The sequence below is a fragment of the Wenjunlia tyrosinilytica genome, from assembly GCF_014646055.1.
Lineage (GTDB): Bacteria > Actinomycetota > Actinomycetes > Streptomycetales > Streptomycetaceae > Wenjunlia > Wenjunlia tyrosinilytica.
The window spans coordinates 13,166-25,462 of record NZ_BMMS01000040.1 but is presented as its reverse complement, the minus strand read 5'-3'; the positions used below and the strand labels follow the sequence as shown (position 1 = coordinate 25,462).

Sequence of the window (12,297 nt, the reverse complement as noted above, 5' to 3'; positions counted from 1 at the left end):
CGCTTCCTGGCGCCGCCGGCATAACTGGTGCGCGAAGCGCGGCGCCGGGCCGTCATCCGGTTCCAGCGGTGCACACGCGGCGGCGGGTGACCGAGCGACTGCCTCCCCAGGCCCAGGTCAGCGGGGCTGTTCCGGCGCAGGCGCGCAGGCCCCGGGCGGTGAAGCGGGCGGGGTCGTCACCGATCTCGGCGAACAGGCGTGCCGCGACCAGGGAGCCGCAGGCCGGAAAGGATCGGTAGATCTCGTGGTGGGGGTGGCGGGCGAAGGCCTGTGCGGTCTGCTCGGCGAGTGGCTCGGTGTGGGTGCAGGCGTGGCTGAGCGCGGCGAGGTGGGTGAGTGCGCGCTGCCCCATCGCGTCCTCGGTGACCGGGCGCTGCCGCAGACGGCGGGCGGCGAACAGATCCCGCAAGCGGGCGTCCTCGGCGCTGTCCTGCTGGGCGCGGGCCAGGATCGCCACCGCGGTCGCCTCGTCGGAGGTCTCGGGCAGCACCGGATGCCCGGGATTCATACGGATGATGTCGGCCAGCAACGCTGCGTCGGTGCGGTCCGATTTAGTCGCGGCGGCCGCGGTGACGCGCTACGACACCCGGCTGATGACACTCTTTGAATTCCAGGAAGCCTCATCAACCGCTGCGGCCTTCCAGACCGCCCTCGCCCTGCTCCTGCCCGGCCGGGTCAACGCCTTGGCGCGCTACAGGGCCCGCGTGGAAGGCCTCCTACGCCCGGGCACGACCGGCTGATGACGATCTGTGCATTTGGCTCTCTTCCGCAGTTTTTGATGACCGCGATCATGATGGGAATCCCGGCCGCCCCGGGAGTCAGCGCCTGATCGTGGGGCGGCCGCTCTCCAACGCGTTCCGTGCCACCTCCATGAAGGCGTAGCGGTATTCGCGTTTGGCGGGGCTTTGTTCGGACGCAGCGGTGTTGCGCATGCGGGTGTGCAGCGCCCTGGTGTAGTCATGGGCGGCCTGGGCTGTCTCATGTGCACAGGTCAACTCGACGGCTTTCTTCGCCAGCCACAGGTCGTGGAGCTTCTCGTCTGCGGGGTCTTCAGTAGTCGGGAGGCCAAGTTCTTGGCGATCCAGTATCAACTCGACGCGTTGCGCGGCAGCGAGGAATGCCAAGATGGCTTCTTTGCGCTCAGCGCGTTCTGTGTCCGTGCGTTGCCGCCGATCACGTTGCACCTCGACATGTGTCGCCAGGTACTGCCCTACGAGTGTCCCGGCAGTCCCGAGGAGAACACCGATCAGGGCGAGAACTGTGCTTCCAGTAACTCCGTCCATGACATACAGCCTGGTAGATGACTGCTGTGCCACAGGCGGGGTTCTTGCAAGCCGGCGTCTGCTTGAGCTCGGGGGCATGGGCGATGACTCCCCCGCCGTGGTGGGGCGCTCCGCCTCCGGGATGGGTACCGCTCGGGCCGCCGTCAACCATCCGCCCACCCCAGGGATGCCGACGTGAGTGGAGGCCGTTGGGCTGCCCCTGGCCAGGCTGGGCTACGGCGTGACGGAGGTCGTGGCGAGGCCGTGTTGTGAGCGGGGTGTTTTGGTTCCGGGCTTTTGGGGTTGGACGGTGCGGGGGTCGACGGCTTCGCCGGGGGCGCCTTCGCGGTAGAGGGCCCTCGGGGAGGCTGTCGCGGTCGTGGGGCAGGAGGAAGAACACGCGCCGCTTGTACAGGCCGCTGTCTGGGTCGGGCTCGGCCGTCTGGTCGAGGAGGGCGTAGCCGATCATGCGGCCGTCGCGGGCGTAGGGGGGCGGGTGCTGCGGCGTTTGGTCTTGTCCAGGGCCTGGCCGCGCAGATCCTCACCGACGACCACGAGGACGTCGCGAAAGTCCTGGAGCAGCCGGCGGCCGTCGCAGTAGGCCAGGCCCTCGATGCGCACCCCGCACCGGCCGGTGCGCACCCAGTGCGCACCACCACCCGTGTAGTGCGCACCGTGGCCGACGACGGTGCGCACCCGATGCGCGCCACGACGCACGATGCAGCGCACCGCGCACCCCACCGCATCGGATGCGCACCGGATACGGGCGGGCGCCGCTATCACACACCCTCTTGTCCACGGCCTGTTCAGCAGGCGCAGCGGGGCGGTTCAGGGGAAACGTGCCGGGTAGCGAACCTGGTCAAGGGGTCGGCCGGTCACTCAGTGCACAGGTGCGGGCGGTGCGCACCGACGCGATGCGGTTTGGTGGGCAACCACCGTGGCGCGCACGATGATGCGGCGCATCGTGGGGCGGTGCGCATCGGGTGCAGCGGGTGCGCGGGCATCGGGTGCGGCTGGTCGTTCACCACAGCCACGCGGTGGAGTGGCGCATGCGGGACAGGGCGCGCGCGTCGCGGCGCGCTGCCGCGCTGCCGATGCGGCTCTGCCGGGGGCGGGGCCGGCGGGACTGCCCGGAAGTCAGACGGCGGCGCCCTGCCGCCCTGAGCCGGTCGCGCTGCTCGCGCAGCTCCTTCTGCGCCTGTGCCTTCGGCTTTTGGGCCTTGCCCTCGGAGGGCTGGGGGCGCGGCCCAAACGCGGCATCCCGCTCGCGGATGCCCTCCCTCACCCGGGCGGCGAGGGCCTCGATCCTCTGCTCGTGCGGCGGCGTGGTCATACGGTCCTTCCTGGTGTGCTCCCCCGGCCCGGTACGGGCCCCGGGGACTGCTGGGTGTGCGGCGGCTTCGTCGGGGCAGCGGGTCGGGCAGGCGGGTCCGAGGCGGCGCGCTCTTTCACCCCGCCGCGGAGTCTGGCGGCAGTGAGGATGAACCGGCGGGTGTCCTCGGCTGCGGCAAGGTCGGTCGTCTGCTGCTTCTCCCGGCCGTGGTGCGATCCTTCGCGCGGCGGGGCGGCGGGAATTGCGACGGCGTGCGGCAGGGAACGGCTGGCCAGGCGGCGCGAGCGGCGAGAGGCCCGGACTCGGGTGGTGAGGGCGTCACCGGCGAGCCGGGCGCGCTCGTAGCGGGAGGCCGTGCGGTGCCGGGTCAGCGGGCGCACGACGGCCCGGCCGTCACTCTCGCGCGGGTACAGGTAGCGGAAGTCGGCGGTGAGCGCCCTGCCGACGGGGCGGGTGCAGCCGTCGACGGCGGCCCGCACGATCGCTTCGTCCAGGCCCGGTTCATGGCGGCGGCCTCGCAGCACGTACGTGAGGTGCCGACGGGCCTCGGCGAGCAGGTGCCGGTGCTGGAACGCCCCGCGCATCACGTACACCACGGCCACGGTCTCGACGGCGGCCAGGGCCAGGTCGACCACCGGCCGGACCCGGGCCCACACGGCGGTGGCCGCCGCCCGCGCCGTCTCCAGAAGCCGGTCGACGACGTCGGCGCCCACCGCGTGGACGGCGGACCTGCGCCACCGCTCCCGCAGCTCCGGCAGCGTGCGCGGGATCCCTTTGGGCGGCCGGGTCCTGTCCGCGGCGATCAGGGCCAGCTTGTAGCGGGCACGCTCCCCCGGCTCGTGCCCGTGGTCGCTCCGGTACTGCTGGAGCTGGTCCTCGTAGGCGTGCTCGATCTGCTGGCGGCGGGTGGACTGCCAGCCGATCAGCTCATGTGGGACACCGGCGATCTCCATGACCGGGCGCTTGCCGGGGGTGACCTCGCGCGGCTCCCACGCCACCCCGAGCCGGGCGGAGACCTCCTCCATGAACAGCAGGGTGTACAAGGCGTCGGCCGCGACGACATTCTCGAAAAGGTCGGCAGTCGCGAGGTTGCCCCAGGTCCCGTCCGGGCGGCGGACTTTGACGGACAGCACGGCGTGATCGTGAAGGAGCGGCCGTCCGGACCGGGATTCGTGGTGGCGGAACACGGCGACGACCAGCCCGTCCTTGACCGGCGCCTGGTGGCCGCCGCCGCTGCCCCACCGCACCCGGGCCACCGACTCCTCCAACCGGGCGAGCGTTCCGTCCCGGGCGATCTCGTGGCATTCCTCCAGCACGCGGCGGGTGGCGTCATCGGCCAGCGCCCACAGCGCATGGGCGGTCGGCGGCGCCCGGAACACCAGGTCCACCGCCAGCACCGGGGAGTCGATGTGCTCGATCGGCCGCGCCAGCACGGTCGCCCGCCGCACAGCCGCCGGGTCCGCTCCTGCTGCCTGGAGCTCACGCTCGATCCGGTCCGCGTCCGGGTGCCGGCCCTCCCCCAGCAGCAGCTCGGCCTGCCGCTCGGTCACGGTCTCGCCGGACGCCAGCCCGAGCGCGGCCGGGCCCCGCCCCGTCCAGCGCCCGGGCGGCACACCGGCCTCCTCCTGCGCGGCGCGCAGCGCCTTGCCCGCCGGACGGGGACCGTCACCGGCCATCACCCCGCGGAAGTAGTACCGCCACCCCGCACCCGCAGCCACCTTCGCAATACTGATCACCCGCCCAGCAGACACCTCCCATGCCCCGTCGAAGGCCGCCAACGGCGGCGCCTCCCGCCGGGCGGGAGGAAAACACCGAACCGTTACACTCCTCCCCCCGTCACGCGGTCCCCGGAGACAGCGTGCAAATGCTGCGCGACGACGCACCCGCCTCCGCCCGCCGGTCGAGCGGTCCACAGGGAGTGTCTGCCTGCCAGTCGAACCGGTCGCCGGTCTTCGCTCCTTCGATCCGTACAGCGTCCGCCCATCGGCCCCCTACCGACCCGTCTCTGCACAGAGCCGCGCCCCCCTCGAGCAGTTGGTCGGGCATCCAGCCGGTGACATCAAGGGGCGCGCCAGCCAGCGGACCAGGAAGAGCTCGAGGTAGTCGGCGGACCAGGCCGGGCCCGCCGGGCACCACGGGGCGAAGCGGTCGCAGAAGGTGACACCGAAGGCGCGCACTGCCGAGGCACATGCGTGCCGGCCCTGCTAGTCGTTGTTGCCTGAATTGCGGAGCCGGGCTTCGCGCTCCCGGATCCCCGCCGCGTCGTCATGCGGCCTGCGCGTCGTCGTGCCCATGGTCGTCTCGTGTGGGCCGGGGGTGGCGGCGCGCAGTTCTTCGCCGTAGTCGTCGTCGGCGGCCAGGCCAGGATCAGGTACCACTCGACGATGTCGTCCGGTGCGCCGTCGACCGCGGTGTCGCGTCCTCTCGCGCGCACTCTGATCCGGTAGTCCCCCGGGCCGTTGAAGGACAGCGGCGGGAAGTCGCGCTCCAGGTCGGCGCCCATCGCGCGTAGCTGGAGTTCGCCGGTGGTGAAGTGCAGGGAGACCTCGACCACCTCCTGCCAGTGGCGCAGGTCGGGGGCGGGTTCGCCGCGGTGGAGGCTGAGGGTGACTTCCACATCCGCGGTGTGGACGCCGGTGTAGACGGTGGCACGGTCGTCCTCGATCTGCTGGATCACGTCGGCAGGGAGGGTGTGGATCCCGTCTGCCGCTGGCGGTGGGGTTGGTGTGGTGGGCGAGGCGCTGGGAGAGTTGGGGCGAGCTGAGTGGGCAGGCGGGGTGAGGAGTTGGCGATGCCATCGGTGCGGAGCAGGCTGGGAGTGGACGTGTCCGTCGACTACTACGCGCTGTGCCTGGAGGAGGCAGATGACGAGCTGGTGCCTGTGCCGTGGCCGGATGACTGGGAAGGTGTGGGCGGCGGCGGCCCGTTCCTGACTGCCCGGGAGTGCAGGCTGGACATCGTCAGCGGCGGCCACACGCATACGGCGCGGGTGGAAGCCGAGATCTGGGACGCCCAACCTGATCCGGATGTGAGCACGCTCTGGGAGGCGCAGGCCGAGGCGGAGATCTTCTGCCCATCGGGGGAGTTGACGTTGAGTGGGCTTACCCGCCCGATGCAGAAGGTGCTGCACCTGGGTACCCCGGGCAGACGGTGGGGAGTTCGGGTGCACTGCGCCGGACGTGAAAATGTACACTGGGAGGCTCAGCTGGATGTGCCCCGGGGGGTGGAACAGTACCTGGTGCAGTTCTGGCCCCTCGGTGCCTGACGCGGGGTACGGTCCCGAGCGGGACCGCACCCCGCCTTCCGCTTCTCCTTGATGATCGCTTCTACTTGATGATCACGATGAAGGCGTCGTTGTCCTTCCCGTCGACGATCCTGGTCTTGCCGTAGAAGCTCGAGAGAAGTGCCCCTGCGGCACCGTTGTCCTTGCCGGCCAGGGGCATCGCCGAGAAGTGTCCTTCGGCGCTGACGGCTCGTAGGCGTGCTGCGCGCACCCTTCGTAGGTGACAGCGAACGGAAACTCATCGCACTCCTTGCCGCCCTGGGGACAGTTGCTGCCCCAGTACTTCTTGCAGACCTTGATGGCTTCCTTGCGGTTGTCGTCCCTGCGCTTCTCGTCGTGGTACAGGAGGTGCAGCGGGTATTTGAGGTCTGCGCCGGGCACGTGCTTCTTGCTGTTGACCGGCTTGGTCGTGCCCGGATGGGCGTAGGCCTTCTTGATGTGGTCGGCCACGGCCTTTTCCGGAGCGCCCTTCTTGGAGCGGTACCGCAGTGTCGCCACGAGGGAGAAAGCCCGCAGCCCCCTTCTGCTTGGCCGCGAGGTACTGCGCCTTGTCCCAACGGGGTGCGAGGAAGAACAGTTTGCCGCCTGGGTCCCCGCCCAGGACGTGGCCGGGCGGCGGCGTCACCTTGACCTCGGGCTGGTAGATCGCGAACACCAGGTCGTCCCGGCCCGAGCCCTGCTTGGGATTGAAGACCACGGTGTGCTGGAAGGTGGCCGGATGCTGGCTCTTGATCTCATCGAAGCTCTGCGCCCCTGGAATGCTGCCGCCCTCGTGGTACTTAGCTGCGGCCGGCCACTTCTGCGGAATCGTGATCTTCGGGTGATCATCAGGCCGCTGGTGACGGTCTCGCTGGTCTTGGTCAGATCGGTGAAGTAGTGCTGCACCTTCATCGTCCGGCTGCTCTTGGCGACCGTGCCCACGGACAGCATGACGAACTGGCTCTCCCCCACCGGCTCGTTGTCCTTGAGCCAGATCTGGGTGAAGGATGCGCCCGAGCACATCGTGAACCGGGACTTGGAGAAGAACTTCTTGTCGCTGCCGAGGCCCTTCCTGCACTCGGCCGCTGTCATCGTGTGCGACGGCTCGGGCCAGCTGACCCCCGACGGCCCGCGCACAAGCTGCGGCACAGGCTCCGACGCGGAAGGACGGGAGGACAGCCGCCCGTACCGGGCAGCCGGACCGACCGTCTCCATCGGCCCCACCGCGTCCCTGTCCGGGTCCCCGGCGACCTCGCGCTTGAAGGCCTCGTACCCGCCCTCGGCCTGCAGATCCTCCAGCGACGGCAACCGCGCCCCTGCAGGCCGCATGAAGGACTCCACCCGAAGCCCCTCCCCAGCGCCCGTACCGGTACTTGCTTGCGCCGTCGGCATCAGCGGTATCAGCGCGGCGACCGCTGCCAGCGCCACCACCTTCACCCGGCCGCAAATCTGATACTTCACGGACCCCCTCGAAGAGAACAACCGGAGTGCATGCGCGCCCCGGCAGCCCTCATGCAACCGGCCTGGCACCTTCACCTGAACGGCGATACGAACGTTTGCCCGAATCGCCCGTAGCTTTTGGCCGAGGCGAACCTCTTGCCCGTGCGGCTGTCCGCACACATAGGGCCGAGGTGCACGCGCCGCTGGCCGAGAAGCCGTACGGGCGACCTGACGGCCCTCGGTTTGGTGGGCCACTCCCCCGCCGAAGTGTCGGGTCCTGCGGGCCGCGAAGCCACTGTTGGGGGCGTGGCCTTGTGCTCGTGGGAAGCACAGGGTGGCGAAGGGGTGGGGTGGTGCGGTGAGTTCCTCCTCTCCGTGTGCTTGTTGTCCGCGGACAACAAGCTGGGGCGACATGCCTCCTGTGGGGTCTCCGAGAGCATCGGGGTGAGTAAGGTACCGCCATGACCGCGCCATACGACCCGAGTGATCGGGAAAGGTGGTAGCGAAGCTGCCCGCTGAGCTGTGCAAGGAACTCAAGGTCCGGGCCGCGAGTTGGGCAGGGACATCCAGGACGCCGTGACGGAAGGCGTGGAAGCTGGCGGAAGGCGAAGGACCGCCCTGTGGTCGACACCAGCGGCGGGGCCTCGTTCGCGACCTATCTGCCGGCCGGGCTCTACGGCAGCGTCAAGAAGGACTGCAAGGCCAGGAATGTCTCGTACAGCCAGGGCATCGCCCGGTCGGTCCGCCTGTGGCTCGACAGCAACCCGTCCCCCGGCCGAAGGCCCCGCGGGTCACCGGGGCCCGACGGATCGTCTTCGGGAACCAGAAGGCCCAGCACCGCGCAGGCCCTCGCGGAGTCCGAGCACCGCACCCTTTTGATCGACTACGACCCGCAGGGGCACCTGCCGAAGCAGTTGGGCCATCCGCTGCTCGACATCGAGGCACCCAGCCTGGCCAAGCACCTGCTCGCCGACTCGCAGCGGTGGCCAGTCCGTCAAGAGCCCACCTGAAAAGGGGGTACGGCGAAGGCGCGTGTCGCCCAGGGCAACACGCGCCTTCGCCTTGTGCTGAGCCTGCTAGTCGTCGTTGCCTGAATTGCGGAGCCGGGCTTCGCGCTCCCGGATCCCCGCGGGGTCGTCATACGGCATGCGCGTCGTCGTGCCCATGATCGTCTCGTGCGGGCCGGGGATGGTGGCGCGCCATTCTTCGCCGTAGTCGTCGTCGGCGGCCAGGACCGTGGCGGGGGCGGCGGGTGCCGGCCAGGCCTGGATCAGATACCACTCGACAATCTCCTCCGGTGCACCGTCGACCGCGGTGTCGCGTCCTCTCGCGTGCACTCTGATCCGGTAGTCCCCCGGGCCGGCGAAGGACAGCAGCGGGAAGTCGCACTCGAGGTCGACTCCCATCGCGCGCAGCTGGAGTTCGCCGGTGGTCGAGTGCAGGGAGACCTCGACCACCTCCTGCCAGTGGCGCAGGTCGGGGGCGGGTTCGCCGCGGTGGAGGCTGAGGGTGACTTCCACGTCCGCGGTGTGGACGCCGGTGTCCACGGTGGCACGGTCGTCCTCGATCTCGACCAGGCCGTTGGAGTGGACAGGCAGGTGCGGGCCCACCACCTGGTCGTCCTCCCGGATGAGGAACTGGTGGTACTGGGCGAACACCGGGCCGGTCACCCGCTGGATCACGTCGGCCATGCGGACGCCTTCCTGAAGGGGAGGGAGTACTGCGCTCTGTAGGCTACGGCTTGATCCAGTGACGAACCGGTCTGCGTCGATCAGGCGCCTGCTGTGCTCCTCGTTGCCGTCGCCCCTGCCAAGTCGAGGCGATGGTCGCTCGTCGTCCTTCATGGCGCGTGGGTGGAGCGGTGTCGCTCTCCTGGTGCGGTCTGTGGCCATCGGGATGCCGCCGTTTGCTTCCGTTGCCTGCCCCATGCTGCTTGCGACACCACGGTGCTTGTCACGGCTGACGAGGGCTGCCGGGGCAGCGACTTGATCACGCGTTCCGGCCCGACTCTCACCCCGATCCCTGGTCGAGACGCTGAAGCTACAGGCAGTCTGAGCTGCAAGATATAACGATGCATATTGCGTGAGATATACTTTACAAAGTTGCGTCACATGCAACTACCAATAGGTGCTTCTCTGCATCTATATATAGATGGAGTATCACAACGTAAAACAGCCTCATACATCTAACGTGCTCAATGTTGATGCATGTTGCTCTATAACTAGCGAGCTAGCTAGCTACGTTACTTGCTTACTTCATGCCTTACTTGCCCACTGGTCAGCTTCCTTGCGTACCTGCTACCCTGCAACCTTGTGTGCTTGCTTGGGTACTCGCGTACTAGACACTCAGCTGACGTCCCACCCGACTTGCTTGCCTGCGGCCTTGCCTCCGACCTGCTGAGTCAGTCAGTGCCTTGACTGACGTGTCAGCTTCCGACCGCCTTTGCGACGCATTGCGTTAGCGTCCGAACGTGCGATGGGTCGCCTTACTGTGCTACCTACACAGCGCCCTTGTTAGCGTGCAAGCTTGCGTACCTCCTCGCGCGCCGACGCAGTAACGAGCTTTGGATCGACCTACCTTGCCGATGCGCTCTCTCGCTTCTTGCCGACCGGACGGACAAGCGGCCGCCGTCGCTGCTGCGGTTCCTGTCCCACGAACGCTGCCGCCGACGAGCGGCGGCTCTACCGAGCAGGCTCGGCTCTCCGCTGTCCAGCGAGCTGACCGTCAGACCCGTCCGGTAGCGACCGGATCGGCTGCCGCGCGCGCCACTTCGCGTGCTGCCGGGCGATCTTCATCGGAAATCGCCCACCCGCCTAAGCTCTCGCGCGCGTCTGCGGCACTCAAGGCCATGCCTGCTGTTATCGTCGTGCCTCAAAGATCCTGTGACACGAGCCTAAGCACGGGGGGGCAACGTCGATGATCAGCAGATACTGGACAATTCGACATCTCAACACCCCGTGTCACGTGGCATCAAAGCAGCTAAGAATCCCAATTGGGACATGAAGGGGCGGCGAAGAGCATGCAGGTGCTGGTGGTGGCGAGCCAGAAGGGTGGAGTGGGCAAGACGACCACGACAGTCAATCTCGCGGCGAGCCTCGCGCTCTCTGGCCTTCGGGTCCTGGTGGTCGACCTCGAGCCTCAGGCGCAGGCCGGTGAGGCCTTGGGCCTGAGGATCACCAACGACGAAATCCAGCGATCGCTCGGTCTGGGCCTGCAGATGGCAGCGCAGGGAGCGATGCCCGACCTGCGTGCCCTGCGATTCGACCGGACCGAGCTGCTGGACGGGTGGGACTGCGACGGATCTCTTCATCTGCTCGCCTCGGAAGAGTCCACCATGAGCAACGCTCAGAACCTCGTGGTCGCCGGCGGCTACAAGGCGACGCCCATCCTGCGGCGCATGCTCATGACAGTGGCCGACGACTACGACTACGTCGTCGTCGACACCCCTCCGGCCATTCAGGGCCTGTCGACGGTGGGATGGGCCTCCGGGGACTGGGTTCTCACCGTGTGCAACCCGGAGTACGCCACCGTCAAGGGCGCTGTGACCCTGCGGGGATCGGTGAGATTCGTGTCCGAACGCACCCAGGGGGAGTGCACCCCCCAGTACCTGGGCGCAGTGCTGGACAAGTCCAACCCGCCATCGCAGTGGAGCGGTGAAGAGGTGGAAGTCCGCAATGGCATGGTCTCCGCCGGATTGCTGCCTTTCCTTACCGACATCCGAACAGACCGGCGGATCTCTTCCGCGTTCGGCGTGGGGATGCCGGCCGTCATCCGTCACGCCAACCACCCGCCGGGCAAGCTCTACGCGGCGCTCCTCAACGAAGTCATGACCCGCATGGACACTCCTCCAAGCACCTGGGAGACCGCGCCCGTGATCGATGTGGAGCCAACCAGTGTCTGACCACGAGACCGACGCACCACAAAGCGGACGCAAGAAGCCGGCGAAGAAGGCCGCCCGGGCCTTCCCGGCCCGCAAGCCGCCCAAGACCGCCGGAGTGTTCGACAGCGTCATCGCCGGTGCGGACCAGATCGCCGCCAACGCCTTCGCGGCCGGGGCCGCCCCCGCGGACGCCGCCGCGGCCCCCTTCACCCTTCCCGGTGGCGAGAGCCACGCATCCCTTCCCACCCAAGTCGCTCCGATGCCTCCCGCCGCGCCCGGGCACGCACCCGGCGGACCATCGGTGGTGCCGCCCGCCCCCAACCAGACGCCGGTACACGTTCATGGCGCTGCGCCCCCAAGTACCGTTGTTCCCGAGGTCGACGGGGACCAGGCGCCGCAGCCGCGATCGGGTGCCGACTCCGGCCGTCAGCAGTCGCAGTCGGCCGAGAGCGCGGCCGCGGCGACGCGCGAGCACACGCAACCGAGCAGCGACAGCAGCCAGTCGGCGTCAACCCCCCTCGCCAGGACCGGCGTGGCCTACGCGCCACGCAGGCGGAACACGCGTCGGGGGGAGTGGGCGCACCAGGCTGTGCGGGAGAGCTTCGCCGACGCCAAGATCGCCTCCAACACGTGGGGCATGCACGGATTTCGGATCCTTCCGGACGTGCTGGCCGGCCTCAAGAAGCGCCTGGCCCGCGACAAGCGCTCCTCGGGCAACACTCAGCTCGCACTGGGGCACTACATCGATGCCGCACTGCGGCACGCTCCTCAGAACATCGACGACCAAGTGGCCTGCGCCCAGGCGTTCCTGGCTGAACGCATGGGCTTCGTCGACGCCGGCCTGCAGTCCACGTACCGTATCGGCCCCGACGCGCGGGCCTATGCCTCGGAGCTCAACCTCGCGCTCCAGGAGGCGAACCACGGACGCAAAGGCCTCTACGTCATCTCCGCGGTCATCACCGAGCTGCTGCGGGCGATGGAGGCCGAGGGGGAGCTGCAAAGGCCGGCTCCGCCGCCTGCTTGACCGCATCGCCGCACTGAACAGCACATATACCGAAGGGTGTACCGGCCGATATCCCGGCCAGTGCACCCTTCATTGTCTTCTTCTCTATCCCGTATG

14 protein-coding genes and 1 pseudogene are annotated in these 12,297 nt (G+C 68.6%); 5 read left to right on the top strand and 10 right to left on the bottom strand.

Annotation, left to right across the window (positions count from 1 at the left end; translation table 11 throughout):
- Positions 1 to 52: 52 nt before the first annotated feature.
- Positions 53 to 529 carry a transposase gene (locus IEY86_RS31415; protein WP_189135314.1) on the bottom strand — a complete coding sequence of 159 codons (477 nt, stop codon included), beginning with the start codon at positions 527 to 529 and terminating at the stop codon, positions 53 to 55.
- Between the two features lie 10 nt (positions 530 to 539).
- On the opposite strand from IEY86_RS31415, the gene IEY86_RS31410 reads away from it, so the two are divergent.
- Positions 540 to 740 (top strand): hypothetical protein, encoded by a 201-nt coding sequence (locus IEY86_RS31410; RefSeq protein ID WP_189135313.1) that lies wholly within the window; start codon positions 540 to 542, stop codon positions 738 to 740.
- A 78-nt stretch (positions 741 to 818) separates the two neighbouring features.
- Here the strand turns inward: IEY86_RS31410 and IEY86_RS31405 are convergent, their stop codons facing one another.
- The 6 genes and pseudogenes from IEY86_RS31405 to IEY86_RS31385 form a co-directional block, all read right to left on the bottom strand.
- Positions 819 to 1,124, bottom strand: coding sequence for a hypothetical protein (locus tag IEY86_RS31405; protein ID WP_189135312.1), 306 nt, complete (start codon positions 1,122 to 1,124; stop codon positions 819 to 821).
- Between the two features lie 372 nt (positions 1,125 to 1,496).
- Positions 1,497 to 1,622 (bottom strand): annotated as a pseudogene (locus tag IEY86_RS38275) (DUF6009 family protein); the annotation flags it as partial.
- A gap of 105 nt (positions 1,623 to 1,727) precedes the next feature.
- Positions 1,728 to 1,991 carry a hypothetical protein gene (locus tag IEY86_RS38270; protein ID WP_373287116.1) on the bottom strand — a complete coding sequence of 88 codons (264 nt, stop codon included), beginning with the start codon at positions 1,989 to 1,991 and terminating at the stop codon, positions 1,728 to 1,730.
- Positions 1,992 to 2,283: 292 nt separating this feature from the next.
- The gene (locus tag IEY86_RS31395) at positions 2,284 to 2,595 is read right to left on the bottom strand and encodes a hypothetical protein (protein ID WP_189135311.1); all 312 of its coding nucleotides are present in this window, start codon (positions 2,593 to 2,595) and stop codon (positions 2,284 to 2,286) included.
- Complete coding sequence (gene mobF, locus IEY86_RS31390; RefSeq protein WP_189135310.1) at positions 2,592 to 4,331, bottom strand: MobF family relaxase; 1,740 nt, start codon at positions 4,329 to 4,331, stop codon at positions 2,592 to 2,594. The genes IEY86_RS31395 and mobF overlap by 4 nt, the downstream gene beginning before the upstream one ends.
- Positions 4,332 to 4,799: 468 nt before the next feature.
- Entirely contained in the window at positions 4,800 to 4,973 is a 174-nt protein-coding gene (locus IEY86_RS31385) for a hypothetical protein (RefSeq protein ID WP_189135309.1), read from the bottom strand.
- Positions 4,974 to 5,419: 446 nt separating this feature from the next.
- On the opposite strand from IEY86_RS31385, the gene IEY86_RS31380 reads away from it, so the two are divergent.
- Positions 5,420 to 5,860 (top strand): hypothetical protein, encoded by a 441-nt coding sequence (locus tag IEY86_RS31380; protein ID WP_189135308.1) that lies wholly within the window; start codon positions 5,420 to 5,422, stop codon positions 5,858 to 5,860.
- Positions 5,861 to 5,921: 61 nt separating this feature from the next.
- On the opposite strand, the gene IEY86_RS37010 is transcribed toward IEY86_RS31380, so the two are convergent.
- Entirely contained in the window at positions 5,922 to 6,089 is a 168-nt protein-coding gene (locus IEY86_RS37010) for a hypothetical protein (protein ID WP_229698925.1), read from the bottom strand.
- Positions 6,090 to 6,499: 410 nt separating this feature from the next.
- On the bottom strand, positions 6,500 to 7,318 hold the full coding sequence (locus IEY86_RS31370; RefSeq protein ID WP_189135306.1) for a hypothetical protein: 819 nt from the start codon (positions 7,316 to 7,318) through the stop codon (positions 6,500 to 6,502).
- A 599-nt stretch (positions 7,319 to 7,917) separates the two neighbouring features.
- Between IEY86_RS31370 and IEY86_RS31365 the strand changes: the two genes are divergently transcribed.
- Positions 7,918 to 8,307 (top strand): ParA family protein, encoded by a 390-nt coding sequence (locus IEY86_RS31365; protein ID WP_229698924.1) that lies wholly within the window; start codon positions 7,918 to 7,920, stop codon positions 8,305 to 8,307.
- Positions 8,308 to 8,373: 66 nt separating this feature from the next.
- On the opposite strand, the gene IEY86_RS31360 is transcribed toward IEY86_RS31365, so the two are convergent.
- Positions 8,374 to 8,988 carry a hypothetical protein gene (locus IEY86_RS31360; RefSeq protein WP_189135305.1) on the bottom strand — a complete coding sequence of 205 codons (615 nt, stop codon included), beginning with the start codon at positions 8,986 to 8,988 and terminating at the stop codon, positions 8,374 to 8,376.
- A gap of 1,328 nt (positions 8,989 to 10,316) precedes the next feature.
- Between IEY86_RS31360 and IEY86_RS31355 the strand changes: the two genes are divergently transcribed.
- Together IEY86_RS31355 and IEY86_RS37005 are read left to right on the top strand one after the other, a co-directional pair.
- Positions 10,317 to 11,198, top strand: coding sequence for a ParA family protein (locus IEY86_RS31355; RefSeq protein WP_189135304.1), 882 nt, complete (start codon positions 10,317 to 10,319; stop codon positions 11,196 to 11,198).
- Positions 11,191 to 12,201: a hypothetical protein gene (locus tag IEY86_RS37005; RefSeq protein ID WP_229698923.1), complete on the top strand. Its 1,011-nt coding sequence runs from the start codon at positions 11,191 to 11,193 to the stop codon at positions 12,199 to 12,201. The genes IEY86_RS31355 and IEY86_RS37005 overlap by 8 nt, the downstream gene beginning before the upstream one ends.
- The last annotated feature ends 96 nt before the right edge of the window (positions 12,202 to 12,297 follow it).

Excerpts from the sequence above, each read along its gene's own strand:
- IEY86_RS31395 (WP_189135311.1), bottom strand. The coding sequence starts at position 2,595 with ATGACCACGCCGCCGCACGAGCAGAGGATCGAGGCCCTCGCCGCCCGG.
- IEY86_RS31360 (WP_189135305.1), bottom strand. The coding sequence starts at position 8,988 with ATGGCCGACGTGATCCAGCGGGTGACCGGCCCGGTGTTCGCCCAGTAC.
- IEY86_RS31355 (WP_189135304.1), top strand. The coding sequence starts at position 10,317 with ATGCAGGTGCTGGTGGTGGCGAGCCAGAAGGGTGGAGTGGGCAAGACG.